The following is a 26828-nucleotide window of genomic DNA, read 5'->3' as shown; positions in this document are numbered from 1 at the left end:
GCCGCGGTGTCGGTCCGGCCCGGCGGCGCGCAGGCCGCCGCGTCCTGCACCGGCAGCGCCGGCGTCCGCTGCGGCCACTCCTACAGCGCGCGGGCCGCTGCCTCGGCCGCGTACGGCGGCAACCGGGCCTCCGCGAGTGCGTCGGGTTCCGGTGGTGGCGGCCGGGGTTCCGGTGGGGTGGCGGTGTCGGCGCAGGCGTCGGCGGGTCCGGGGTACGCGTCGGCGGGTGCGTCGTGCGCGGGTGCGGCGAACTGCCGGCACTCCTACAGCGCGCGGGCGTCCGCGGCGGCCGCGTACGGCGGGAACCGGGCGTCCGCGAGTGCGTCGGGTTCCGGTGGTGGTGGCCGGGGTGGCGGTGGGGTCGCGGTGTCGGCGCGGGCGTCAGCGGGTCCGGGGTACGCGTCGGCAGGCGCGTCGTGTTCGGGTGCGGCGAACTGCCGCTACTCCTACTCGGCCAGTGCGGCGGCCGCCGCGTCGTACGACGACGGCACGCACCGCAGCCGGGCGCACGCGGCCGCACGTGGCTCGGGCGGTGGCCGCGGCCCGGGCGGCGGCGGGCTGTCGGTCCACGCGCAGGCCCGGGCGGGCAAGGGCTATGCGACCGCGACGGCGGGCTGCTCGGGTGCGGCGAAGTGTTCGGCGTCCTACTCCAGCCACGCCGAGGCGTCGAAGACGGTGGGTGGGCAGCACGGCGAGGCGTGGGCGAGCTGCTCGGGCGGGGGTTCGGGCGGGTCGTGCGGCTCATCGGCCACGGTGGAGGTCGACTCCGAGCAGGCGGTGGCTCAGGCGTCCTGCTCGGGCACGGGGTCGTGCTCCACGCACTACGCGACGAGGTCGGCGTCCTCGGCGTCCGGCGAGGGCATCAGCGGTGGTTCGGGGGCGAACTGCTCCGGCAGTCGCGCGTCGGGCGGGTACTGCGCCACCGGGTCTCGTGCGCACTACGACCCGGCCACCGGCAAGCTCGAGGTGTCCTCGTACTGCGGCACGTCGGGTGGGAGTTGCAGCCGGTACGCGAACGTGGACATCGACGCGTCCTCGCCGAACGGGGAGCTGACCGGGACCGGGTCGGTGCGCTGCGCCGGCGGCGTGGGCTCCTGCGGGCTCGTCGGGGTGGCGAAGTACCACCCGGCGACCACCGACGCGAAGGGCAAGCCCGTCCCGCCGATGCTGGTGGTCGGCACCGGCTGCGCCGTGCAGGGCACCGGCTCGTGCACGCAGGGCTCCCGCGCCGACGCGCGCGTCGTCTCGTCCGACGGAAAGATCACCGCAACCGCCACCTCGGCGTGCTCGGGCACCACCGGCTCGTGTTCCACGGTCGTGGCCGGTGGGTTCGACCCGGAGACCGGGCGGATCGACGCCTTCGCCGACTGCGCGTCCGACGGCGCCGCCACGTGCACGACGTCCGAGGCGCACCTGCGGGGCCAGGTGTCGGGGCCGGGGCAGGCCACGCCTGGCGGTCCGACCGACGGCACGGTGTCGGGCAACGGCCGGTCGGACTGCGTGAAGACCTCGGGCACGTGCTCGGTGTCCGGGGTCTTCGCCTACACCCCGGCCGAGTACCAGCGGGACGAGAACGGCGCCCTCGTCAAGGACAAGGACGGCAACCCGCCCGTCGTCCCGGCGCGGGTGAACGTGCAGACCAGCTGCTACCCCGTGGGGCCGCACTGCGGGATGGACGCGCACGCCGCCGGGGACGTGGCGCAGCAGAGCAGGGACGCGAAGCACACCGGTTCCGCCCGTGCCGACTGTGCGGGCACCGGGGGGACGTGCTCGCTGACCGCGTCGGTGGCCCACAACGCGGAGACCGGCCGGGTGGAGGCGTTCACGGACTGCGCCGGCGGGGACGGGGGCACCTGCACCCGTTCCGAGACCCACACCGAGGCGTGGGTGCAGTCGCCGGACGGGAAGCTGACCGGCGACGGCAGGTCCGACTGCGTGCAGTCGGGCGGGAGTTGCTCGTCGGTGTCGGTGGCCAAGTACCACGCGGAGTTCACGAAGTACCCGCCCGAGTGCACGAGCCCGCACGGATGTTTCCAGGCGCCCCCGACGACGGTGCCGGAGCACGTGGTGGCCGGGGCCGGGTGTGACACCAACGGTGCCGCCGGGGCGTGCAGCTACAGCTTCTCGGCCACGGGGCAGAGGGCGGCCACCGGTGATGACGGCGGGTTGACGGGCAACGCGATGGGCGACTGCTCCGACTCCGGTTCCACGGGCTCGGGCTCGTGCACGGTGGCGGCGAGCGTGACGGTGGACGCCGAGAAGCACAAGGTCGACGTGGTGGCCTGGTGCGAGGGCAGCGACGGGGTGAGCTGCTCGTACTCGGGGACGGCCACGGCCGATCACGAGTCGGGGAAGAACAACGCCGGGTCCGTGAAGAACTGCGGGAGGGCCGCGACCGGCACCTGCTCGTTGAGCGTCAGTGCGTTCACCTCGGGTGGCGACGACGAGCACCAGGGCCAGGCGATCGCCTCCGGCTTCTGCGCCGACTCGAACTCGACCTGCTCGGGGGAGTTCCGCACCCACGTCGACTCCAACCGCGACACCCTGTCGGACTGCCACTCCTCCGGGAACGGGCTGTGCTTCGGCTTCGCCACCGCGAAGTCCGCCAAGTCCGGGGGCGAGGTCGAGGACGGCGGCACGCTCTCCCTGCACTCGAAGGCGCCCGGCCGGGAGGAGAACAAGGAGTGCTCCTCCGCCTCGTCGTGTGGTGGCGAGCAGTGGGTCGAGGACATGGGCGGCAAGTACGTCGTCCTGGACGTCGAGACGAAGAAGTCCGTCGGTGGGTTCTTCAAGAACCTGGCCCGGGACGGCGGCTCGGTCGTCGTGCACGCGGTGCCCGGCCTCGTCGACGCCGTCGGGACCGAGGTGGAGAGCTGGGTCACCAGGAACGAGTGGGGCGACGGGCTCCAGGGGTACGCGGAGAACCGGCCGTTCACCGGCGGCGTCGCCCAGAGCGCGGTCAACTTCTACGACCGGTGGCTGAACGACGGCGGTAGCTGGGAGAAGATCGGGGACGACTACTACTTCACGCCGGTGTCGACGCTGCTGGAGGACGTCGGCACCGTGGCGCTGGTCGCGGCCGGGGCCGGAGTGGCCGTCAAGCTCGTCTCGATGGGCGCGAAGAGCGCCGGTACGGCCGCCGCCGGAGCCACGGCGACCACCGGGCTCCGCGGCGCCCTGACCTCCGTGGGGAACGCGGCCGGACGCGCAGCGCCCGGCCTGGACGCCGTCGCCGGCGCGACGTTCCGGCTCGCCAACATGACGGGCAACGTGGCGCTCGCCCCCTACCGGCCGTACTTCTGGGCCGGGCGGGCCGTCGCCGGGGTGGGGTCGCGAGTGCTCGCGCCCGCCTCGCGGGCGGCGTTCACCGGGTCGGCCGCCCTGGCGGGACGTGGTGCGGCCGCACTCGAGAACGGCCGGCTCGGCGCGGGCACGCGTCATGCGGCCGGGGCCGTCGTGCTCGGCCGCGTCGGGAGCGCGCTGGAGACCTCGGCCCACGGCGGCCGGATCATGCAGCGGGGTGGCGTCTTCGGCCGCACGGTCTACACGGGCTCCCTGCTGGAGCGCATCACGGCCGCCAACCCCCAGCGGGTCCCCGGTCTGATCGGTACGGCGCGCGCCCACCACGTCCTGGGTCTGCCCTTCGGCCGCGCCGTCTCCCCGAAGGAGCTGGGGGCGGCTCGCCAGGCCGCGTCGCTCGATGCCTGGGGCACCGACCTCCCCACCTCGCCCCGCCGGCTGACCCCACTCGGGTACCTCAGGGGCCACGAGGCCGCCAACGCCATCCGGCAGAAGCGGGTCGCCAAGGCCCACGACGTCGTCCTCGCCGGCGAGGCCCTGCGCGGCGGGCTCGCCGGCGGCGGCCCCGCGCTCCTGTCCGGCGCGGACGTCACCCCGGCGCAGCGGGCCGGAACCGGCGGCGGGGCGCAGCTGACGGCGTCAGGCGGATCCGACCCGCTTCCGGGCCAGCCGCGTACGAGCGGTGGGCCACGCCGGCAGGCGGACGGGACGGCGCCCGTGCCGACCCGGGACGGGCATCCGGCACGGCTCGGCCCTGCCACGGGCGAGCTGGACCTGCCGCCCCCCGGGACCAGGTACACCGTCGAGACCCCCGGTGGTTCGCGGGTCACGGTCGAGATCGTCGCGCGCCCCGAGCGGAGCAGCGGTCGCATCGAGTCGGTGCGCCACCGCATCACCGAGGTGGAGTCCCAGCTGCGGGCTGAGCGCGCCGCACAGGGAGAGGCCGTTCACCGGGACGTCGCGACGAACCGGCAACTGCGTGCCGAGCAGGTCCGGCTGCAGGCCGAGCTCGACCGCCTGCGGCAGCCGGCCGACCCGCGGGTGCCGGGGGCGACCGACGTCCCCGGCCTGCACCACCGCGAGGCCGGGCCACCGGTCGAGGTCGCGCCGGGCGTCACCGTGCAGCGGGTGGAAGTGGCGCCCCGGCGAGCGGCGAGCCGTGCGCAGCGCATCGCGGCGGTCGAGGGCCGGCTGGCGGAGATCCAGGCCCGGACGGGTGACCGCAGCGCGACGGTCGCGGCAGGCGAGCGCGTCGGGGCACTCGAGGCCGAGCTCGCCGGGCTGAGGCATCGGCTCGTGGAGGAGCGCGCAGGCCTGGACGGGCCGGGCGTCGTCGACCTGGGGCTGCCGGGCGGCCGGTTGCTCCGCGACGCCGCGTCGGACGGTCCCCGCCCGTCGACGCGCGAGGCGCCGGCCGAGTCGGGCGCGGGCCTGCCCGCGGCACCGGCCGAGGCTGTGCGCTCGTCGCGTTGGCAGAACCTGAAGGCCGGGGCGAAGGAGATCCTCGTCAAGGTCGGCCTGACGAGCGCGGTGGTCGTCTACTCCCTGATCCCGCACCCGCACACGCCGCCTGCACACGTGCCACAGCTGACATCGCACGTCGCCGAGGCGGGAGCTGCGGCCAGGTCGGTGACTGACGGGTCCCTCGGACCGGTGCGCGGCCACCACCCGGCCCCGGCGCCGCGCACGTCGGCGGAGACCGGGGCGCCGGCCGGCGGCGCCCACACGTCGGCCGTGCGCCAGACGGTCGCGGACGGCGGCGCAACCGGCGCTCGGTCGGTCGCCGGGGCCGCTCCGGACGCGCAGCGCACGGGTGCGGCGGCGGTCGGTGCCCGGGCCGTGCCGGTGCCCGGTCCGGACACCCGCCCGACGCACCCGGGCCAGCCGCCGGCGCCGACCCTCCCGGGCGCCCCGACCGTCGGCGGTGGCCCGATCCCGGTGTGGGACCGGCGGTTGCAGGACATCGACGGCAAGCTCCACCTCAGGGTGTCGGGGCGAACCCTGTCGATCGCCGAGGCGCGGCGGCCCGCGCACATCAGCGACGCCGAGTGGGCGGGGTACAGCCCGGCGCAGCGTGCCGAGGCCTGGTACGTGGCTCGTCAGCAGGACCTCGACGCTGCGATCACGGAGATCGACAGCCTGCAGCGCGCGCTGGACCGGGCCATCGGTGCGCTCGAGCGCAGGACCGCCGTGGTCCGCGCCAAGGCCGATCTGCCCACCGGCCCGCGCCCGACGGCCGACCGCGGCAGGCGACCCGAGGTGAGCTGGCAGCGCGAGGCCGAGCGGGCCGTGGCGGAGCTCGCCGGGATGCGCGGACAGCGCGCGACCCTCGAGGAGCGGCGGGCCGCGCTGGTGGAGCAGCGAGCGTCGTCGTCGTGGCCGGCGGCGGCGCAGTCGCGCCGGCCCGGGCCCGGCGTGGCACCGGAGCGGCAGGAGTTCGCGAGCGTCGCCCAGGGCTACGGCGACATGCACCGGAAGATCGCCGAGAGCAGCCGCGGCGGGCGCAGGCAGATGGCCCAGGTCGAGCGGTACCGGGCCGAGGGCATCACGTCGGTGCAGGTGCGTGACGCCGTGTGGGCGCAGCGGCTGGGCCGGCGGCTGCTGCGCCGGGCGCCTGCCGAGGTGGCTGCGGATCTGCGGCGGTTCGTCGCCGCGGGCGACCGCGCTGCCCTCGTGACGCTGATGTCGGCAGGGATGACAGGCGACCTGGGCGACAAGGTCCTCGCCCGCTTCGCTCAGCGCCACGGACTGTCGTGGAACCGCGCCACCCGCGCGGGCGTGCTCACCGTGCTGCCCACCACGATGAAAGCCGCCTGGCGGGCGACGCAGCCGCCGCGCAACGCGGCCTGGCCGGACACCGTGCGTCGCGATCGCATCGTCGTCACGTGGGGTGCGGGCACCACCGCGGTCACCCTTCTCGGTGCCGGCCTGGCCGTCCTGGACGGCTCCGGCTCGGCGACGCTGGTGGCCGCCGGGCTCGGGATCACGGCGATCAGCGCCGCCGCGCTGCGTCTCGTTCCCGACGTGCTGCGGGTCCGCGGGCCACCGGCGCGCGTCCGGATGCTCGCGGCGGCAGGTGTGACAGGCTTGTCGACCGCGGTGCTCACCGGTATCTCGGCGTCGGCCGGGTCCGGTGCTACGACGCTGGTGGTCGCGGTCGGCGGTGCGACGGCGGGTGCGGTCCTGCTGGCGAACCGCCTGTGGCCTGCCGGACTGCGTGCGGTCCGAGGCCGGATCGCGGACGTCGCGCACGGCTGGCGGGAGCCGCTGGTCGCAGCGGGCCGGCGGCGGGCGGCGGTGCGGGAGCTGCGCTCGGTGCTGTCCGGGTTGGACGGCCCGGTCGTGACGGCCCGGTCCCGCCTGGCAGCGGCGCGGGGCGGGGCGGCAGCGGCGGATGCCGAGCTGGCCGGCGTCCAGCGGAGCGCGGTGCGGTGGCTGTTCAGCGGCCCCGACGCGATGCTCAGCGACCCCCGGGCCGCGGCGGAGCGCGATGCGGTGGTGGCGCGTGCGGTCGGGATCGACCCGGCAGAGGTGCGGCTGTTCGCCGGCGTGGGCACCGACCCGGTGGCTAAGTCTCCGACTGCGGCTGCGGCCGGGCTGGGCGAGCCGACCGGGTCGTTCCGGGAGCGGCAGGAGCGGCTGGTCGCCCACCTCACGGCGGCGGAGGCGCGGCTGCGTGAAGCGGCAGCGGAGGTCGAGCTGACCACCGGCGAGCTGGTCGATCGGCAGGCGGAGCGGCGCGCGGCGCTGGAAGCGGCGGTGCGCTCGGCGGCTCGGGGCGGGCTGTCCGCAGACCGGATCGCCGCGATCACCGGCCTGAACGCCGAGCAGGTCCGCCAGATCCTGGGCCACCCCCCGGGCGGCGGGTCCGGCCCGGCGGCGTCCGGTGGCGGGTCGGTTCCGGGTGGCGGCGGCTCGACGCCGACCGGCGACGGACCGGAGCAGCGGCCGAGCCTGCCGCCGGGTACCAACGGTGTCACCGGGTCGCGGGCGCTCGGGTCCCGCAAGGCCGGTCCGCAGCCGAGGTCCCGTGGCCCGCCGTGGTGGCAGCGGTTCTCCACGAACCCGCGCGCGGCGTGGTCGGTCGTGCTGCTGACCGGCGGCCTGGTGGCGACCCTCGCCGCCGTCCGCTACGGGGTGGCCGATCCGAGCGTGCTGGCCGCGGGCATGGTCTGGTGGCCGGGGCAGCGCAGGGCCGCGAAGGAGTTGCGCGAGAAGGTCGCCGAGGCGAACGAGCCGCTGACCCGCGCTCTGGAGGCGGAGGCCCTCCTGCGGGAGGCGGTCCGCGGGTACGAGCAGGGCCTCGGGGAGCGGCTCGGCTGGGCTCCGGTGCTTGCGGAGCGGCTGCGCGACCTGGGCCGCACCGACGACGAGATCGTCGACGGGCTGGCGGCCGCGCTGGGCGTCAACGCGCAGCGGGTGCGCGCGCGGCTGGCCGACCCGGCGCTCGCCGGTGCGGTGACCCTGCCGGCGACGCTCGGCCGCGCAGTGGCCGACACCGGCCTCTCGGCCGACGAACTGCTCGGCGCCGCGCGGGCCGCGGTGGCGCTGCGGTCCACGGCGCTCGGCCAGGCGGTGGTGCCGCTGAGGCCCGCGGCCCGACAGGTGGTCGCGGCGCGCACGCAGCGCGACCAGCAGATCCGGGCGGCGGCCGTGGCCGCCCGCAACGCGGGCGTCCGGGCCGGCCCGGTGGGCCGGGTGGCCGGCTTGTCGACGACCGACGTCAGGGCGCTGCCGGCCACGCCGCCGACGGTGCGGACCGCGGCCGGCGTGGTCCGGCAGTGGCTGCTGGACCGGTGGCAGGACGTCCGTGGCGCCGTGGGCACCGTGCGGCTTTGGGCGGGGAACCGGTGGCAGGACGTCCGTGACGCGGCGGGCGCCGCGCGGCAGCGGACGGGGGACCACTGGCAGGACGTCCGCGGCGCCGCGGGCGCCCTCCGGCAGTGGGTGGCCGACCGGTGGCAGGCCGCTCGTGATGCGGCGAGCGCCGCCCGCCGGCGGGTGCTGGATCAGTGGCGGGCCGCGAGTGCGCTGCGCGAGCAGGTCCGTGCGGTGGCACGGCTGCGCGCCGCGGTGGGGAGTGCGGCGCAACTGATGCACCGCGAGCAGCGGGCTGCGGTGCGGCAGGTGACCCCCGAGCAGCTCGGCTGGGTCGGATGGCTGTCGGTCGTCGACGCGGCCGCGCCTGCGGCCGTGCGGCTGTCCGAGCCCGAGCTGGCCCAGCGCATCGGGGAGGCGCTCGGGCTCCCCGCGAACACGGCACGCCGGCTCGTGACGCGGGCCGGCCGGCTCGACCCGGCCCGCTCCGTGCCGCCTGGCGGGACGCCCGCACCGGGTGTCGCGTTCGGGCCGGCCGTCACCTCGGTGGGGGAGGCGTTCGCGACCGCGTTCCCGGGGCTCGCCACAGCTGTGGCCGCGCACCGGGCGGCCGAGGGGGCGCTGGTCGCGGGCCGGGCGGAGGCGGCGCGGATCGTGGCGGACGCCGGAGTGGCGCCGGTCAGGGCCGGCGGCCGGCTGGACCGGGCCGTGCGGGGCCGCGGCCTGGCCGGGTACCGCCTCCGGCTCAAGGCACGGACGGGGATGGACGTCCCGGTCGCCGAGCGGAACCGCCGGCGTGTGGCCCGCGTGGCCGGGTTCGGCATCGGGGTGGGCGCGGGGCTCTGGGGAGGCGCGCAGCTGGGCATCGCCGGGACGGGCGTGGTGACGGGCCCGCTCGGGCTGGTTGTGGCGGCGGCCGGGCTGGTCGCGGCGGCGCGCGCGGTGTGGACGCCGCGGCAGACCCGCGGCCCCCCGTGGGAGGCGATCGCCCGTGGGCTGCGCGCCCAGGGCGTCCGGATCGGCATCTCGTTCGCCGTCGGCCTCGCCGCCGGAATGGGCGGCCCGACGGTGTGGGGCCTGCTCCAGCAGGGCTGGACGGCCGCGTGGCCGTTCCTGACGCGGCCCGGCCTGCGCGGGCTCAAGGCGCTGCTGGTGCCGCTGGTCGCGGCCGGGCTGATCTACCGCTACGTGCTGCGCAGGCAGTACGCCAACCAGGACTCCGGCATGCAGACCCGCCCGCGGCGGGCCGCTGCGCTCTCCGCCGCGCTGGCGTACGTGATCGCGGCCGGGCTCGGGCTCCTGAGGGTGTTCGCGCCGGCCACGTTGCCGTGGTGGGTGGTCCCCGTGGCGGCGGCCATCGGGGCCGGCATCGCCGGTGCGGCGGTGCAGCAGAAGGAGCTGGGACGCACCAAGAGGATCAAGTCGGTCGTGTCCGGTGCGCTGTCGGCCGCGGTGGCCTTCGTGATCAGTGGGCTGGCGGGTGGCGTGGCGCCGGGAGCGGTGCGTGACCTGGTCAGCGCCGTCGCGGTGGCGGTGATCGTCTACGCGTCGCCGACCGTGATCGCGGAGTACGTCAACATCTGGGTCGGCCGGGTCATGGCCCCGATCGCGAAGCGCAAGGCGAAGCAGGCGCAGAAGAACGCCGCCGAGTCGAACGCCGCGGGCAGCGGGGACCGGCAGCGCCGCTGGCTCATCGCCTGGCTCGACTACAAGAGCTTCTCCCCGGTCGACACGCGGCTGCTGTTCCGCAAGGCGGTCGATCCGGTCCTCGCCGGGCTGGCCGCGATCGCGATCAACCTGTCCTGGGTGAGCAGGCCGTGGGTGGAGGCGAACGACTCGCTCACTGCGGTTCTCGTCCGCTTCGGGGCGGCCGCGGGGTCCGTGTGGCTGATCGGGAAGCTGGTTCGCGATCCCGACGAGCACCGCGCCGGCTACTACGGCTACCGCAGCTCGCGCGCGTCGCGGTCGCCGGACCGGCCGTTCCGATGGTTGTGGATCGGTGATCGGCTCCACCGCAGGGTCGCCGGCTACCGCACCGACCTGGAGTACCTGCTCGGCCAGTTCGGGCTGGCCGGTTCGCTGAACGAGCACCTCGCCGGTGTGCTGGCGGACCGGCTGTGGGCGCGGATGTCCGCGGAGATCCCCGTGCCGCTCGACGAGTGGGAGCCGCTGCCCGGCACCCCGGAGATCGGCCGGGCGCTCGACCGCGAGCGGGCAGCGGCCGCGCACCGGCGGACGCACCACGTGGAGACGATCATGCTCGCCGTCCCGGTGCTGGCCGCCGACCCCGACGCGCTGGCCCGGGTCGCGAAGCACCTGCGCGAGACCGGCCGGACGGACGCCGCCGACGTCGTCGAGTTCCAGCGCCTGCTCAGCCTGGCGCTCTGGGCGAAGGCCGACCCGCAGCCGCGGCACGCGGCGTCGAGCCGGATCTGGACGGGGCGGTTCGCCACGGCCGTCAAGGACCGGAAGACGTTGCGGGCGGAGTACCTGGAGGGCCCGCGGCGCGCGCTGCTGGCGGAGATCAAGCAGTACTACCTGGACGACAACCAGCCGGACCACCCGAACCTGCGGCGCGCGCGGGCCGCACTGCGCGCGCTGGAGTTCGAGCTGGAGGGCATGAGCAAGCCGCGCAGCGAACCGCTGGAGGCGATCGCCCAGCTCGCGGGGCAGCGCGGCCGCAGCGCCGCCGACGCGGCCACCGCGGAGGAGCGTGCGCTCGCGGCCCGCCAGTCCGGTGCCACGCCGGAACGGCTCACCGTGCAGCGGCAGTTGGCCGCCGGCATGCGGCTGCTGCACTCGGCGGCGCTCCTGGGCAGCGAGGTCGAGCTGAGCGACACCCAGCGGCGGTGGAACCAGCGGCGCTGGACCGACGCGCTGGCCGCCGCGGCCCGTACGGCGCCGAGCGCGGCGCCCGCCACCCTGCTGGAACGGCTCCTCGTGATCGCGGGCCGGCAGGACCCGGTCACTCCCGAGCGGCTCGCCGCGCAGTACGGCGGCGCCGGGTGGGACACGGCGCTGGCCGCGCTGGCCGACCTGGGTGCGCTGACGGGCGACGCGGCGGGCGGGTACCGCGCCGACCCGAAGCTGGCCGCGGTGTGGCGGGCGGCCGGCCCCCGCCTGCGGCTCGCGGTGCGTGCCGACCCGCTGGTGCTCCCCGGTGGCACCGAGCTGGCCCCGCTCACCGTCGGGCAGCCGGGGGCCACCGGCGTCACCCGGGCCGAGAAGGACGCCTACACCGCGCTCCGCGAGATCCTGCACGACGGCGACCTGGCGTTCCGGCACTGGCGCGACGGGTGGGTCGACGACGCCGGAATCGGATGGCGTCGGCTGACCGGGCTCGCGTACCAGCTGCGCAACCGGGCCGGCCGCCACAACTGGCCGCTGCCCGCCGACCACCCGGCCGGGCCCGTCCGGATCGCCACCGGGGCCCGCGACCAGGTCATGGCCCGCTGGCGGCACGCGGTGGTCCCGGGGGTGGAACGCCGACGGCTGCTGGTCCTGCTGCGGGCCGTGGACCGCGCCGACCGGCTCTACCTCCGGGCCCTGCGCATGAGCGAGCTGCTGGCCGCCCAGCGGGTGGACGGCCGGCTGCCCGACGAGGCGATCGCGTACCTGGGCGCGGCCCGCGCCGCCCAGGTCGAGGCCCACACCGCGCTCGCCGAAGCCGGCCAGAACGCCGCCGCGCGCCTCACGGAGGTGGGGGCGTACCCGCACCAGATCGACCGGACGCTCCGCGCCGCCGAGGCAGCCCGGCCGTACGCCCCGGGTGCCGACCCGCTGCCGCCGACCGCCGAGCACTGGCTGCGCGAGATCGCCAAGGAGCTCGACGGCTTCCGCGCGCAGCTGAACCGCCTGCCCGCGGGCCCCGAGCGCCGGCGTGTGCTGGACCGGGCGCGGCTGGCGCTCGCGCGATACGACATCGACCGCGACTACGCGTGGCAGACGAAGCTCTACCGCACCGCCGGCGGCTGGAAGGTCATGGAGGCGGCCCGGGTCGCGGCCAAGGATCTGCGCACCCGGCACCAGGACGTGTTCGTGACGACCGCCCGGCCCGGCCCGGGCCCTTCACCGGTCATCCCGCACCACGACCGGCTGGAGCACCCGTTCGGCGACGAGGTGCGCGAGGGCCGGGGCCTGGCCGCGGACACGCGCCGCGGCCGGGGCAACCCCACCAACCAGGACGCCGCCGCCGTCGTGACGCTGCCGAACGGCGATCGGGTCGCCGCGGTCGCCGACGGCGTGGTCAGCTACCCCAACTCGGCGCAGGCCGCCAACCGGTTCGTCCGCGCCCTCCACGACGAGATCGCGCGCCCCGGCGGCCTCGGCCGCACCCCCGAGCAGGCCCTGCGCGACGCCCATGCCGCCGGCACGGCGGCGCTCCTCGAGCTGTACACCCCCGAGACCGGGCACGGGGCCGTCGCCTACGTGGCCGCCTACTACGGCACCGACGGCACGATCACGGTCATCCACGCCGGCACGGCCCGCGCCTACTACCTCCCGGCGGACGGGAAGCTCACCGGCAGGCAGCTGACCAGCGACGACAGCTGGCCCGGTCCCATCACCGACGGCGGCACGATGACCCGCTGGGCGGCAGGCGACTTCCGGCCCGAGCCCACCGTGACCCGGTACCGGCCCACCGCGGATGGCCTGCTCGTGCTCGCGACGGACGGCCTCTGGCGCTACCTGCCCACGGCGCGTGACCTCGCCAGGAAGCTCGACGGCGCCTACGCCGACGCCACCACGGCCGTCACCCGGCTCGCCAACGGCGCCGCCGCCGCAGGTGGACTCGACGACCTCACGGTCGCCGCGCTGCCGAGCACTCCGGTGGCATCGACGTCGGCGCGCGGCCCGCCCGCCGGACTGCTGGGTGCGCCGGGGTCGCCGCCGTTGGCGGAGCTGTCGCAACCCGACCGGAACCGGTGGGCCGACCGGCTGGAGGCGGTGCTCGCCGAGCTGCCGGCCGGGTTCGAGCGGCAGGCGCTGCTGATGGACATCTGGCTGATCGACGCCGCGAAGCTGCTGCGCGGCGACTGGGACCCGGCCTGGCCGCGGCCCCCGCCGGTGGTCGTCCACCAGGGCCCACACAATGGTCACGCCTGGGTGGGTGGCACGTTGCACGTCGTCGCCACCGACGCGGCCGAGGCGCTCCCGGCTCTGGTCGAGGCGGTCTTCGCCGGCTGGTGGGGGTTCAGCTCGGCGCAGGCCGGTGTGCTCGCCGCGCTCGCCCGGCACGCGCTGCCCGGCAGCCACGCGACGGTGCGGAGCGACCAGCGGACCCGGCGACAGTTGGACGACCTGTTCGCGGACCGGTCGGACTGGCATGCGCTCGCGTCGGCCTGGGCCGACGACCCCGCCGTCGGCGCCTCGGGTCGAGCGGGCGCGATGTCACTGGTCGGCCCGGCTCCGGGAAACCCGGCCGGCCGCCTGATCGGGATCGCCACGCCGCGGCCGAACCTGCGACCGGAGAACTATCCGGTCGAGGTGCGGCGGGCGGACGGGCACGGCGTGGTCCGCGCGTCGCTCGACAGCCCCGCCGCCGCCGACATCGTCCGCGTTCAGCCGCAGGTCAAGGGGGTGCTCGCGCTCGACGGGACGATCTGGGTCATCCCCGCAACGCTGCCCGACCCGGCAGGAGGCGACCTCGAGTTCAGCCATGCCGTGGCGGCTGGAGGGCAGGACGTCCAACTGGCCTTCACGGCCTGGCTGAGCCTCGACCAGGCCCGGGTCGTCGTCGAACGGGTCACTGCGCACAGCGGGCACTACAACGCGGGCAACACCGACGAGCAGAACCGCCGGATCGTGGCGTCCGTACACCGCGCGTTCACGATCTACGGCATCGGCGCTGCACCGGGTGGCGGCTGACGCGTCAAACCGGCGCGCTCTCGCCGCCGATTTGGGCATACGTCACCGCCTTCTTTTCACAGTTCCCGAGAATCACAGTGTTCCCGAGAAACTGCTCAGTACCGGAATCTCTCGATGATCCAGGCGTAGAGCTCCGGCTCCGTCATATCCGGGAATCTTGGCGCTATTTCCTCCAGGCATTCAGACCGCCGGCCGGGAGCTCCGCGCTCTACGGCTCCGCGCGTTCCAGCCGCATGTCGGCCAACTCGGCGCGCAAGACCTTGATCTCTTCGAGGATCATCCAGTTCGCGGTCTGCTCGTCGGCCGCATGCTCGGCCTCCTCGGCCCGCGCCTCGGCCACGACCTGGCTCTCCATGGCGCTCACGACCACGGCGATGAACAGGTTGAGCACGGTGAAGGAGCTCACCAGGATGTAGACGACGAAGAAGATCCAGGCCAGCGGGACCTCCGTCATGACCCGCTGTGCGATGTCCGGCCAGCCTTCGCCGGTCATGGTCTGGAACAGGGTGAACAGCGTGGTGCCGAGGGTGCCGAACGACTCCGGCGCCACTGCGCCGAAGAGTTTCGTCCCCATGACTGCCGCCACGTAGAGGATGAGCGAGAGCAGGGCGGAGATCGAGGCCATCCCGGGCAGCGCGGCCAGCAGGCCACCCACCACCCGGCGCATGCTCGGCACCATGGAGATCAGGCGGAGTACCCGGAGTATCCGCAGCGCCCGCAGCACGGAGAACGGGCCCGATGCCGGCAGGAGCGCGATCGCCACGATCAGGAAGTCGAAGATGTTCCAGGGGTCACGCCAGAATCGCCGCCCGTAGGCCACCAATCGAAGCCCGATGTCGGCGACGAAGAAAACCAATGCCACCCGGTCCACGACGTGCAGCAGCCCGCCGAGATAGGTCACCACGGCACTGGATGTCTCCAGCCCGAGTGTTGCGGCATTGAGGAGGATGACGGCGATCACCGTCGGCTGGAATGCGCGGTGCTCCACGACTCGTCGTGCCGTGTCGCGGACTGACTTGATCACGGGGCAGGACTGTAGCTGTCAGCGATATCGGGCGAGTGAGCGCGGTAAGCGCCGACAAGGTGCAAGTGGGACATTCGTGGCAGTTCGGGCGGGCAGTTCGGGCGGCGGGTGACGTCGCTACCCACCCAGTGCGATCGCGATCTTCCCGCCCTGCTGGTCCCGTGCCGCCTCGAAGGCCTCTTGCGCCTGTTCCAGCGGGAAGACCGGGTCGAGGAACGGGCTCACGTCGACCGCGCCGGTGTGGATCAGGTCGACCGCCTCGCGGAAGGCCGTGAGCCCGGGCTCGACCTGGGTGCTGTGGTTGTGCTCGATCGAGGGCTGCTTGATCCACGCCTCGTTGTAGTCCCAGGTCGTGGGGCCTGCCGGCTTCTCGGGGAAGCCGAAGTAGCCGACGCGGCCCCGCTGCCGTACCGCGTGCAGGCACTGGATGCGCGTCTCGTCGTACCCGACCGCCTCGATCACCAGGTCGGCGCCCACCCCGCCGGTCGCCTCCAGCACCGCCTCGACGAACGACCCCTCCGTGGCGTCGACGACCACGTCCGCACCGAACTCCTTCGCGATCCGCAGCCGCGACGGCGCCTTGTCGGCGATCACCACCGTCGAGAAGCCGGCGCGGCGCGTCAGCTGGGCGAAGAACAGACCGGCCGACCCGGCGCCGCAGATCGCGGCGGTCAGGCCGTCGGCGCGCCCGGCGACGGCCTCGGGCCAGAACCGGCGCATCGCGTACACGGTGGTGCCGAGCTGCTGGGCCATCAGCAGCCGGTCGAGATCCGCACCCTCCGGGAGCGTCACCAGTGACCGGCCCGGGACGACCTGCCACTCGGCGAAGCACCTCGCGTGCAGCGGTACCGGCGCGACGAGCACGGCGTCCCCGGGGGCGAAGGCGGGGGAGCGGGACTCCTCGACGATCCCGACTCCCTCGTGCCCGGGGAACCCCGGCGCCGCCGGGAACTCGCCGCGGTGGAACCCGTCGAAGACGATGTGCAGGTCGCTGCCGCAGATCGAGCCGCGGTGCGAGCGGACCAGCACCTCGTCGGGACCGAGCACCGGGACCGGGACCTCGACCGTCTCCAGCCGACCCGGTGCCACGAGCTGTACCGCCCGCATGGCCTCTCCTAACCCTGGTAGGTCGCGTAGTCGAAGGTCGAGTACTTCTTCTCCCGGGTGGTGACGAACTCGACGAGCGCGGGCGTGCCGGCCTCCGTCGCCGCGATCGCCTTGCGCAGCGCAGGCGCGATCTCTCCTGGCTCGGTGACCCGCTCGCCGTGCAGGCCGAAGGCCTGGGCCATCGCGGCATAGTCGCCGGAGATGTCGGTGGTGCCGAAGCGTTCGCGCGAGGTGGCCATGATCCTGTCCTCCATGGCCATCGCGAAGTTGTTGAACAGCACGGACAGCACCGGGATCCCGGCACGGGCGCAGGTCTCCAGGTCCATGCCGGTCATCCCGATCGCGCCGTCGCCCCACACGTTGACGCACAGCCGGTCCGGCCGGGCGAGCTTCGCGCCCATCGCCAGCCCGAGGCCGTAGCCGAGCTGCGTGGACTTGCCCCACCCGAGGTAGCTGTGCGGTGCGACGGGACGCCAGAACGGGGAGAGCTCGTCGCGGGGGCTCCCGGCGTCGTGCGTGATGATCGTGCGCTCGACGTCCACGAGGTGCAGCAGGTCCCAGATCACGCGGTACGGCGAGAGCGGCGTCTCGTCGCTGGTCAGCAGGGGCTTCCAGGACTCTAGCCAGGGCCCGTTCTGCTCCCTGATCCGGCCCGCGATCTCGGCCGCCCGGCCCCGCGGCCCGCCGCCCAGCCGCTCGCGCACCGCGTCGACCAGCAGGTCCAGGGCGAGTGCGGTGTCGCCGAGCAGGGCGTGCTCGGTGGGGACGTTCTTGTTGAGGTCACCCGGGTCGAGGGTGTTGTGCACGAACGTCTTCCCGGCCGTCGGGAAGCGGATCCCGAACGGGGTGGCGGTGAAGCTCGCTCCGATCCCGAACACGACGTCGGCGTCGCGGACGTGCTCGAACACCGCCCGCGGCATCGCGACCCCGCCCGAGCCGAGGGCGAGCCGATGCGTCTCCGGGAACGCGCTCTTGCCCTCCAGGCTCGTGGTGACCGGCGCCTCCAGCAGTTCGGCGAGGGCGCGCAGCTGTCCCCACGCCCGCGCCCGGTGCACGCCCTGCCCGGCGTAGAGCAGCGGTCGGTCCGCGGCGACCAGGGCTGCCGCCGCGGCCTCGACGGACTCGGTGTCCGGCGCGGAGCGCACCCGCCGCGACGGCACGTAGGCGTCGAGCCCCGGCGCCTCCTCCGCCCACACGTCCGCCGGGATCTCGACGAGCACCGGTCCCGGGCGCCCGTTGCGGGCCTGGGTGAACGCCCGACGCAGGGCGGGGACGAGCCCGGCGCCCGTGGTGACCTGCTCGGTCGCCTTGGTGACGTGGCGGAAGTTCAGTGCGGCGTTGAACGTGGGCGGCACCCAGGTCTGCGCGCGTGGCGCCCCGCCGGGGATCACGACGAGTGGGACCCCCTCGGAGTACGCCTGTGCCACGGCACCGAACGAGTTCTCCACGCCAGGGCCGGCCTGCATGCAGAAGACGCCGACGGTGTCCCCGAGCCGGCTGATCGCGTCCGCCATGTGGACGCCGACCCGCTCCTGCCGGACGATCACCGGCCGGATCCCCACGGCGGCCGCCGACTCGATGAGCGGGTTCAGCGGGTAGGCGAGGAGATGCTCGACGCCCTCGCGGCGGAGCACCTCGGCGGCGACTGCGGCGACGTCCGGCACGGGCTGATCTTCTCCGCCAGGACGGCGCGCGTCAGGTGTTCGGAGACAGGTCAGGACATATGTCGCGGGTGCGGCAGGCGGTTCGGCCCGCCCCACCGGAGCAGACGGCCTGTCACCGATCGGAGACGGGCAACCACGAACGGAGAAGTTGCGGATAGCGCCCCGCGTAGAAGTCGGCGATGAACTCGGTCAGGGACTGCGGGTTGGTGACCGTGGTGAGGTTCCATGACCAGATCTGCGTTGTCGTGGCGCCGACAAGTATCCGGACCCGGTTGGTGAATCCGCGGATATATGTCGCGACGGGGCACGCGCCCTTGACTCGTGCGCCCGTGATCCCCGCGCTGAGAAAGAACGCCGCCAGCTCGTCGCCGGTTCTGAACCGCTCGAAGCCTTCGATGCTCTGCTTCGCCAGTTCCTCATCCACACTGAGTGCGCTGTTCACGTCTCTGTCTTCCGTCCTCCTGGCTCCTCAGTCCGGCGCAAGGGCAGGGTCGTGTCGACCCTGCCGGACTGACCTGCCTGCGGCCCAGCTTGACACAGCCGCCCCGGCGCCCCTGACCGGCGGTTGGTGGCCGGTCAGGAGCGCCCGGCCCGATCGGGACGCGCCGAGCCGTCGAGGGTCCGGGTCGTTGCCCGTGCCGGAGCCGCTGGTCGGAGGCGGAAACCGCTGATCCGACGGGGTCCGTGCGCCGCCGGACCGGGGTATTGATCTTCTCGGCCGTGGGTTTTCGCCCCGTGCCGGGGCTGCTGCCGATTGGGCCGAACGGAGTGTCCGGCTCGTGTTCGGGGGAGACGGTAGTGCCGAGAATCACCACGGCGGGCAATCCCGCCACCATGTCGCATTCGGACGTGTCCGGTACGCACCGTCCGTTCGGGGGCTCGCATTCGGCCCAATCGCCCGGGATCGTGGGCAGGCCCCGAACCGAGGAGATGGCATGGCGACGTTGTTGCAGCAGGCCTTCCGTCGCAAGCCGGTGGGAAAGATGGCCACGGAGAGCGGGCTCGACGGCCACGGCGGGGGTGAGCTCGCCCGCAGCATCGGGCTCTTCCAGCTCACCATGATCGGCGTGGGCGCGACGGTCGGGACGGGCATCTTCTTCGTCCTGACCGAGGCCGTCCCGGTCGCCGGGCCTGCGGTCGTCTGGTCGTTCGTGATCGCCGGGGTCGTCGCGGGCCTGACGGCGGTCTGCTACGCGGAACTGGCCAGCGCCGTCCCGGTGTCGGGGTCGTCGTACTCCTACGCCTACGCGACGCTCGGCGAGGTCGTCGCCATGGGGGTGGCGGCGTGCCTGCTGCTGGAGTACGGCGTGTCGTCCGCCGCGGTGGCGGTCGGCTGGTCGCAGTACCTCAACCAGTTGCTGGGCAACCTGTTCGGATTCCAGATCCCCGCAGCCCTCTCCCAGTCGCCGGAGGGCGGCGGTGTGCTCAACCTGCCGGCCGTGGTGCTCGTGGTGCTGTGTGCGCTGCTGCTCATCAGGGGTGCGAGCGAGTCGGCGACGGTCAACGCGACCATGGTCGTCATCAAGATCGCGGTGCTGGTGATGTTCGTCGTCATCGGAATCACGGGCTGGAACACCGACAACTTCGCCGACTTCGCGCCGTTCGGGGTCACGGGCATCACCGGCGCCGCCGGCATCATCTTCTTCGCCTACATCGGTCTCGACGCCGTGTCGACTGCGGGGGAGGAGGTGAAGAACCCCCGCCGGACGATGCCCCTGGCGATCATGATGGCGCTGGCCACCGTCACGCTCGTCTACGTGGCGGTCGCCCTGGTGGCGGTCGCCGCCCAGCCCCAGGCCGAGTTCGAGGGCCAGGAGGCCGGGCTCTCGGCCATCCTGGAGAACGTGGTCGGCGCCAGCTGGCCGGGCACCGTGCTCGCGGCCGGGGCCATCATCTCGATCTTCAGCGTCACCCTCGTGACGATCTACGGCCAGACCCGCATCCTGTTCGCGATCGGCCGCGACGGGATGCTGCCGCGCTTCTTCCAGAAGGTGAACGCCCGCACCAGCACCCCGGTGAACAACACGATCGTCGTCGCGGTCGCCGTGGCGCTGCTGGCCGGGCTCCTCCCGATCAACTTCCTCGCCGAGATGACGAGCATCGGCACGCTCGTGGCGTTCCTCGTCGTCTCCGTCGGCGTGATCATCCTGCGACGCACGGAGCCGGACCTGCCCCGCGGGTTCCGGGTGCCCGGCTACCCGGTCACGCCGATCCTGTCGATCGCGGGCTGCCTCTGGATCATCGTCGGACTGCGGCCGATCACGATCGCGGTGTTCGCGATCTGGGTGGCCGTCGTGCTCATCTGGTACTTCACCTACGGGATCCGGCACTCACGACTTCGCGTGACGACGACGGACACCCGGGGGGACGTGCTGTGACGCTCGTCGTCGGGCTGCCGCGCGACGAGCGCGCGACGGCCGCCATCCACCTCGGTGGCATGCTCGCCCGCTCTCTCGACGAGGACATGGTGGTGTGCACCGTGGTGCCGCCGCCGTGGCCACCTGGGATGGGCCGGGTCGACGCGGAGTACCAGGAGTATCTCGACCGCAGCGCGACCGACGCCATCGAGCGGGCCCGCGCACTCGTACCGGCCGACTGCACAGTCGCGTTCGTCGTCGCCAGCGCCCGCTCGACGTCGGCGGGGCTGCTCGAGGTGGCGAAGGAACGCGGCGCGCGCCTGCTGGTTCTCGGGTCGTCCACCGCGGGGGTGCTCGGCCGGGTCGCGTTCGGCAGTGTCGCGGACCGGCTGCTGCACAGCTCGCCCCTCCCCGTCGTGCTCGGCCCCCGCGGGTTCCGGTGCCTGCCCGACAACAGGGTGCGCCGGGTGACGGCCGCCTTCGGAGCGACCGAGGGCTCCTCCGAGCTCGTCATCGCGGCCGCGGGGGTCGCAGCCCAGGCGGGTGCCGGCCTGCGTGTGGCGTCGTTCGCCGTGCGCCCGCGCACGCCGCTGACGGCGGGGATCGGCTCCCGGGCCGAGGACGCCGTGACGCACGGGTGGGCGGCCGACGCCGAGCAGGCCCAGCGGGCCGTCCTGGAGGAGGTCGAGCGGCTGCCCCGCCGACCGTCCGCGATCGAGTCGGTGGTCGGGTACGGCACCGACTGGGCGGGGGCGATCGAGGAGATCGGGTGGGCGGCCGGGGATCTGCTGACCGTCGGCTCCAGCACCGCGGGACCCCTCGAGCGCGTGTTCATCGGCACCCGCTCGTCGCGGATCGTCCGGCACTCGCCGGTGCCGGTGGTGGTGGTGCCGCGCGGTGCGGCGCAGGCACTCGCCGAGCGGGCGGAGCGGGGGTAGCCCGCGGGCGGGGAGCCGCTCGACCGAGCCCGGATCCGTACGCTCGTCGGCGGGTGCGGCCTCCACCCCGGTCTCGACCGCGGCGAAGCGGGAGAGGTCGCCGCGCTGGTCCCCGTCGGCGCTCGGAGCAACATCGTCATCGGCCCTATGCAGACCGTGGAGGGGCGGGTACACATGATGACGGCGCTGGGTGATCACGCGGGAAAAATGCGCCGCGCGGTGCCTGGCTTCGGTGTGAGGATGGACCAAGGGCGGTTCTTCAGCATGAGCGATGTGCACCGGTTCGACACCACGTCGGCGAGTCCTGGCGGCGGGGGCACGGTGTTCGCGGCTTGGGAACGGTTCGTGCACGGCGAGGATCATGTCCGTGGTGTCCGGCCGGAGGTGGTGATCTCCTGGCACCGCTGCCGTGAGCAGTATCGGGTCGATCCACACCTGACCGAAGCTCCGCTGGCGGCGGCACACAGCGACCACACGCTCCAGCACGACGTGGTCCTGACCGAGTTGGGCGGGCTTGCGGGCGCCATGGCGCGCGAGGTGGAAGGCATGAACGGCATCGTGACCGTCGCCGACGCCACCGGCCGGATCCTGGCCACCTGGGGTGACCAGGCCACGGTGGCCAGAGCCGCCGACGCCAATCTCGCCACCTGGTCCTGCTGGTCGGAGGCCGGGGCAGGCACGAACGGCATGGGTACCGCGCTGGAGACGCACGGCCCGGTTCTGATCAGGGGCGCGGAGCACTGGTGTCAGGCGTTCCACGGCTGGGCGTGCGCGGCCATGGCCGTGCGCGACGTGGTGACCGGCGAGCCGATCGCGGTGCTCAACATCTCCTGCTGGCGCACCCCGTTGCCCGACGCCACCGGCAGGTGGCTCTCCCATGCGGTCACCCAGACGCAGAGCACGCTGAAGGGGCGCGCTCGAGGCAGCGCCGCTGAACTGATCGCCGAATTCGCCCAGGTCAAAGGACGCTCCGCCGCCGCCGTGGCCGCGGTGGACACCGCGGGGAACGTGGTGATCGCCGATGAGCGGGCCAGCGTGCTCATGGGCGTGCCCGCCGAGGTGCCCGCGGTCGAGCCCACCATCAGATGGCGCACCTCCCTGCCGGACCTGATCCGGGTTGCGCAGTACGCGAGTGGGCGTGCCGCCCAGAACCCCGACTGGGTCGGCTCGACTCAGATCTTCACTCATCTCACCGACGAGCCGGTCCCGGTCGCCGTCCGGCCGGTGTTCTTCTCGGGGCAACTGGCCGGGCACCTGATGTTGCTCGGCGCCTCCGGCGATGCGCCGCCACTGCCCACACTGGCGCCCACCCGTCCGTCCATGACGCCGATGCGCCGGGTCGTCGCGCTGCGAGAGGACCGGATGGTGCTGCTGCGGCTACCGGAGGTCTGCTTCGCCGAGTCGGACGGAAACGACGTGTGGCTGTTCACCGAGCAGGAGCGACTGCGCGCCGCGTCCCCGGGCCTCGACAAGCTCACCAACGAACTGGCCGACTCCGGGTTCCTGCGGGTGCATCGCCGCTACGTGGTCAACCTCAGTCGGGTGCGGGAGATCGAGCGCGGGTGCAAAGGCGAGATGTTCCTGGTCATGGACAGCCGGGCCAACGACATGGTCCCGGTCTCCCGGAGGAACATGCCTGCCGTCCGTGACGCACTGGGGCTCTGAAGCCGCGGGATGTCCGTGCGTGGCTCTCGTACAGGCCGGGGGTCGGGTCACCAGAACTTGATGCCGGCGGCCTTCAGCCGGCGCCGATGCTGTCGCACCGCGGACTCGATCGCGGCGGGTGTGATGAGGTCCCCCCACACCTTTGCGGCCGTCTCCCCCTGCTCGAGCAGCATGTCCGCCTCGTCCGGGCCGATGTCGGCGCGCTGGACGATGCGTGATCCGAACCCGATGTGCCAGCGCTCGTCACGGAGGACCAGCTCGCTCCCCTTGTGCACGCCCGGCAGCTTGACGGACAGGCCCTCGAGCGCCTCGAGCATCGCGTGCTGTCCCGCCAGGAGGACCACGCCCTCGATCACCATGTGGTAGAGCCCGACCGCGGCGGACAGGCACTCGTGGTCCTCGGCGAGCCGTCGGGCGGTGGCCGGCAGGCGATCCTCGAACAGATCGACGAGCTCGACACTGACGAGGCTGCGCAGGGCGTGCCGCCGGGCCGCGGGATCGGCCCCCGGGACGCCGGCGACCTCGGCCGCGACGAGGTCGAAGAAGCGGGCGTGGCGCGCCTCGTCACGGATCTGGGCGCGGAAGGCCGCCTCCATCGACTTGTCGGACGCGGCCTCCTGGTAGGAACCGAGCTGCCCGGACACCGCTGTCTCGGCGATGACGAAGCCTGCGATCAGGCCGAGAACCCTGGCGCTCTCGGCGTCCGTGAGCCGCGGCCAGGCCTCGCGGTCGGCCGAGTAGTCGATGTCCGTCTCGTCCCACTGCAGCGACTCGGCGAGTGTCACGAAGTGGTCGTATCCGGTGATCACGACTCAAGGTCCTCCGTCCTCCGGGAACTCTCCCGGCTCCAGCTCACGGAAATCCGATTTCGTGGCACCGCAGATGGGGCACATCCAGTCGTCGGGGATGTCCTCGAAGGGCGTGCCGGGGTCGATGCCGCTGTCCGGGTCACCTTCCTCGGGATCGTAGATGAAGCCACAGGGGATGCAGACCCATCGCGTGGTCACCGGCTTGGCCTGTGTCTGTCTGCTGACACTCATACCGGCCGCTCAGCCCCGGTGCGGTCGGGCGACCAGCAGCTCGTCCACCGGGCGCGACTCCGCGTTGGCCTTCTCCACCGCCTCGGTCACGAGCCCGTGGTCGGGGGAGAGGTAGCAGACCGGGTCGGTCCGGGTGGCGTCGCCGGTCAGCTGCAACGCCTGGCACCGGCACCCGCCGAAGTCGAGCTCGCGGCGCTCGCAGGTGCGGCACGGGTCCTGCATCCAGCCGGTGCCGCGGAACGCGGTGAACATCGGCGACTCGTCCCAGATCGTCGCCAGGGAGTCCTCGCGGACGCTGGCCCGGGGCAGGGGGAGCGTCTGCGCGGCCGGGCAGGGCAGCGCGTCGCCGTTCGGCGCCACGGTGAGCTGGCGTGACGCCCAGCCGCCCATGCACGGCTTCGGATACTCGCTGTAGTAGTCCGGCAGGACGTGCACGATCTCCATCCGGCCGCCCAGACGGGCCCGGGCGGCGCGCACGACCTCCTCGGCGCCGGCGAGCTGGTCACGGCTGGGGAGCAGCGCGGCCCGGTTCCGGAAGGCCCACCCGTAGTACTGGGTGTTGGCCAGCTCGACGCGGTCGGCATCCAGCTCCTCGACCAGCGCCACGATATCGGCGATCCGGTCGATGTTCTGCCGGTGCAGCACGACGTTGACCGTCAGCGGCCAGCCGAGGTCCTTCACCACGGCGGCGGCCTTGAGCTTGCGCTCGAACGACGGGATGCCGGCGATCCGGTCCGACGTCGTCGGCTCGTCGGCCTGCACGCTGACCTGCACGTGGTCGAGCCCCGCCTCCTTCAGCGCCTCGGCCCGCGGCCGGGAGAACCCGATCGCGCTGGTCACCAGGTTCGTGTACATGCCCAGCTCGGCGGCCGTGCGCACCAGGTCGACCAGGTCGCGGCGCAGCAACGGCTCGCCGCCGGAGAGGTGGCACTGCAGCACGCCCATCTCTGCCGCCTCGGTGAACACGCGCTGCCAGTCCGCTGTGGACAGCTCGTCGTCGTAGGCGGCGAGCTCGAGCGGGTTGGAGCAGTAGGCGCAGGCCAGCGGGCAGCGGTAGGTGAGCTCGGCCAGGAGCCCGAAGGGCTTATCCATCGGTCGCCTCCTCGACGGTGACGTGGCGGCGAGCGGCCATGCGGGCCAGGAAGTCCCGCACCTCGTCGTCCACTGGGCGCTGGTAGCGGTCACGCAGCTCGTCCACGATCCCGGCGACGGTCCGGGACCCGTCGCACAATCCGACGACGTCCGCGCCGGTTCCGTTGAGGACGATCACCGACTCCGGTCCGAGCAGGACGTGCTTGCCGCGGGAACGGTCGAAGCGCAGCCGCAGGTGCGGCCCGAGCCGCGGACGGGCCGTGTCCGACGGTACGGACGGAGCGGACGGGACGGACGGGACGGCCGCGGAGTCACTCGACATAGGCCTGGTCGATTGCGTCCATCATGGACCAGAGCACGTCGCACTTGAATGACAGCGCGTCCACGGCGCGGTCCTGCCCGTCGGGGGTCAGGCAGTGCGCGGTGACGACCTCGAGGGCGTGCTCGGAGTCGCGCGGCGCCTGCTCGAGCCGGGCCCGGAAGTAGGCCAGCCCGTCCGGGTCGATCCAGGTGTAGCAGCGCTCGAACGCGGCCAGCCGCTCGGCCATCAGGTCCGGCGCGAACAGCTCGGTCAGCGACGACGCGACCGCGTCCACCCACGGCTTCGTGCGGGCGAACGTCACGTAGGCGTCGACGGCGAACCGCACGCCGGGCACGAGATGGCGGTGGTCGAGGATCTCCTCGCGGGTCAGCCCGCATGCCTCGCCGAGGCGCAGCCAGGCCTCGATGCCGCCCTCCCCGGCGACGACCCCGTCATGGTCGACGATCCGGCGGATCCAGCGCCGGCGAACGTCAACGTCGGGGCAGTTGGACAGGATCGCCCCGTCCTTGCGGGGGATGTTCTCCTGGTAGTAGAAGCGGTTCGCCACCCAGCCGCGGATCTGGGCGGGGGAGAGCGTTCCCTCGTTCATCCGCAGATGGAAGGGGTGGGCGCTGTGGTAGCTCTTCGAGTGCGAGCGCAGGCGCTCCAGGAGCGCGGTGGTCCCCGGGTCCGTCCTCCCGGCCCGTCCGTTCGCCGCCGCCCCGTTGCTGATCGGTGTTGCCGTCGTGGTCATCGCGCCTAGACCTCCACCTCGAGCCCGTCGTGCGCCACGTCCATGCCGCCATCGGTGACCAGGCGACGCTCCGGAGCGTCTTCCAACAGGATCGGATTGGTGTTGTTGATGTGGATGTAGATCTTGCGTTCGATCGGCAGCGGGGACAGCAGCTCGAGGCTCCCCCCGGGCCCGCCGATCGCGAGGTGCCCCATGTCGCGGGCGGTCTTCTCCGCCAGCCCGAGCCGGATCAGCTCGTCGTCGTGCCAGGTGGTGCCGTCGACGAACAGGCAGTCGATCCCGTCGAGCTCGTCGCGCACGGCCGGCGTCAGCTCCTGCACACCCGGCAGGTACACCGCCACACGTCCGGTGCTCTCGTCGGTCAGGCGGTAGCCCACCACCCGTCCGGTGTCGGTCCCGCTGCCGAACCGGTCGTGCTTGGCCGTGGGGACGTCGAACGCCCGGTAGGAGATCCCGCCGAGCGACACCTCCCGCCCCGGGAGGACCGGTCGCCAGTCGACGGGGCAGAAGCGTTCCAGCGTGTTCAGGAACCCGGTGCCCTCGCGCAGCGTCGCGTGCGTCGCGGCCGTCGCGTGCAGCTGGATGCCGCGCCCTTCGCGCAGCAGCAGCAGGCCCAGGGTGTGGTCGATCTCGGCGTCGGTGAGCAGCACCGCCTGAAGCGGCGTGACCCTCCCGTCGCCGGGATGCATGCCGGGGAACGCCTCGAACTGGGTTCGGATGTCGGGGGAGGCGTTGAACAGGAACCAGCGCTGTCCGTCCGGGCTCGCCGCGATCGACGACTGGGTACGCGCCCGGGCGGGCCGGGACCCGTCACGGACCGCGCGGCACGTCGGGCAGCGGCAGTTCCACTGTGGGTACCCGCCTCCGGCCGCCGATCCCAGCACCCGCAGCCACATCCCGAGT

14 protein-coding genes are annotated in these 26828 nt (G+C 73.7%); 4 read left to right on the top strand and 10 right to left on the bottom strand.

The annotated features are described in order from the left end of the window. Positions 1-6: 6 nt before the first annotated feature. A complete protein-coding gene (locus AC5L35_RS06370; protein ID WP_495058603.1) occupies positions 7-13983 on the top strand; it encodes a hypothetical protein in 13977 nt (4658 codons plus the stop codon). Positions 13984-14191: 208 nt separating this feature from the next. Here the strand turns inward: AC5L35_RS06370 and AC5L35_RS06365 are convergent, their stop codons facing one another. The 4 genes from AC5L35_RS06365 to AC5L35_RS06350 all read right to left on the bottom strand — a co-directional run bounded on the left by AC5L35_RS06365 (position 14192) and on the right by AC5L35_RS06350 (position 18220). Next, a complete protein-coding gene (locus tag AC5L35_RS06365; RefSeq protein WP_495058602.1) occupies positions 14192-15007 on the bottom strand; it encodes an ion transporter in 816 nt (271 codons plus the stop codon). 117 nt (positions 15008-15124) lie between these two features. Beyond that, positions 15125-16114 carry a zinc-binding dehydrogenase gene (locus AC5L35_RS06360; protein WP_495058601.1) on the bottom strand — a complete coding sequence of 330 codons (990 nt, stop codon included), beginning with the start codon at positions 16112-16114 and terminating at the stop codon, positions 15125-15127. Positions 16115-16122: 8 nt separating this feature from the next. Beyond that, complete coding sequence (locus tag AC5L35_RS06355; protein WP_495058600.1) at positions 16123-17778, bottom strand: thiamine pyrophosphate-requiring protein; 1656 nt, start codon at positions 17776-17778, stop codon at positions 16123-16125. 112 nt (positions 17779-17890) lie between these two features. Then, positions 17891-18220 (bottom strand): hypothetical protein, encoded by a 330-nt coding sequence (locus tag AC5L35_RS06350; RefSeq protein WP_495058599.1) that lies wholly within the window; start codon positions 18218-18220, stop codon positions 17891-17893. A 493-nt stretch (positions 18221-18713) separates the two neighbouring features. Here AC5L35_RS06350 and AC5L35_RS06345 point away from each other — a divergent pair, with 493 nt between their 5' ends. The 3 genes from AC5L35_RS06345 (at position 18714) to AC5L35_RS06335 (ending at position 22738) form a co-directional block, all read left to right on the top strand. Continuing rightward, positions 18714-20156 carry an APC family permease gene (locus AC5L35_RS06345; RefSeq protein WP_495058598.1) on the top strand — a complete coding sequence of 481 codons (1443 nt, stop codon included), beginning with the start codon at positions 18714-18716 and terminating at the stop codon, positions 20154-20156. Then, a complete protein-coding gene (locus tag AC5L35_RS06340; RefSeq protein WP_495058597.1) occupies positions 20153-21073 on the top strand; it encodes a universal stress protein in 921 nt (306 codons plus the stop codon). Before AC5L35_RS06345 ends, AC5L35_RS06340 begins: the two co-directional genes overlap by 4 nt. A 264-nt stretch (positions 21074-21337) precedes the next feature. Next, on the top strand, positions 21338-22738 hold the full coding sequence (locus AC5L35_RS06335) for a DNA-binding protein (protein WP_495058596.1): 1401 nt from the start codon (positions 21338-21340) through the stop codon (positions 22736-22738). 47 nt (positions 22739-22785) lie between these two features. Here the strand turns inward: AC5L35_RS06335 and AC5L35_RS06330 are convergent, their stop codons facing one another. From AC5L35_RS06330 to pqqB, 6 genes are read right to left on the bottom strand one after another with little or no spacing between them, the layout of a single operon-like run. After that, on the bottom strand, positions 22786-23547 hold the full coding sequence (locus AC5L35_RS06330) for a ribonucleotide-diphosphate reductase subunit beta (protein ID WP_495058595.1): 762 nt from the start codon (positions 23545-23547) through the stop codon (positions 22786-22788). Positions 23548-23550: 3 nt separating this feature from the next. Further along, entirely contained in the window at positions 23551-23778 is a 228-nt protein-coding gene (gene rd, locus AC5L35_RS06325) for a rubredoxin (protein WP_495058594.1), read from the bottom strand. Positions 23779-23787: 9 nt separating this feature from the next. Next, positions 23788-24870, bottom strand: coding sequence for a pyrroloquinoline quinone biosynthesis protein PqqE (gene pqqE, locus AC5L35_RS06320; protein ID WP_495058593.1), 1083 nt, complete (start codon positions 24868-24870; stop codon positions 23788-23790). Next, positions 24863-25192 carry a pyrroloquinoline quinone biosynthesis peptide chaperone PqqD gene (gene pqqD, locus AC5L35_RS06315; protein ID WP_495058592.1) on the bottom strand — a complete coding sequence of 110 codons (330 nt, stop codon included), beginning with the start codon at positions 25190-25192 and terminating at the stop codon, positions 24863-24865. Before pqqD ends, pqqE begins: the two co-directional genes overlap by 8 nt. Further along, positions 25182-25925 carry a pyrroloquinoline-quinone synthase PqqC gene (gene pqqC / locus AC5L35_RS06310; RefSeq protein ID WP_495058591.1) on the bottom strand — a complete coding sequence of 248 codons (744 nt, stop codon included), beginning with the start codon at positions 25923-25925 and terminating at the stop codon, positions 25182-25184. Before pqqC ends, pqqD begins: the two co-directional genes overlap by 11 nt. A 5-nt stretch (positions 25926-25930) precedes the next feature. Then, positions 25931-26821, bottom strand: coding sequence for a pyrroloquinoline quinone biosynthesis protein PqqB (gene pqqB, locus AC5L35_RS06305; RefSeq protein WP_495058590.1), 891 nt, complete (start codon positions 26819-26821; stop codon positions 25931-25933). Positions 26822-26828: the final 7 nt, after the last annotated feature.

The sequence above is a fragment of the Pseudonocardia sp. OZ21 genome (genome assembly GCF_059359135.1).
The sequence above is the reverse complement of the archived record's forward strand: the minus strand, read 5'-3'. Positions and strand labels throughout refer to the sequence as shown.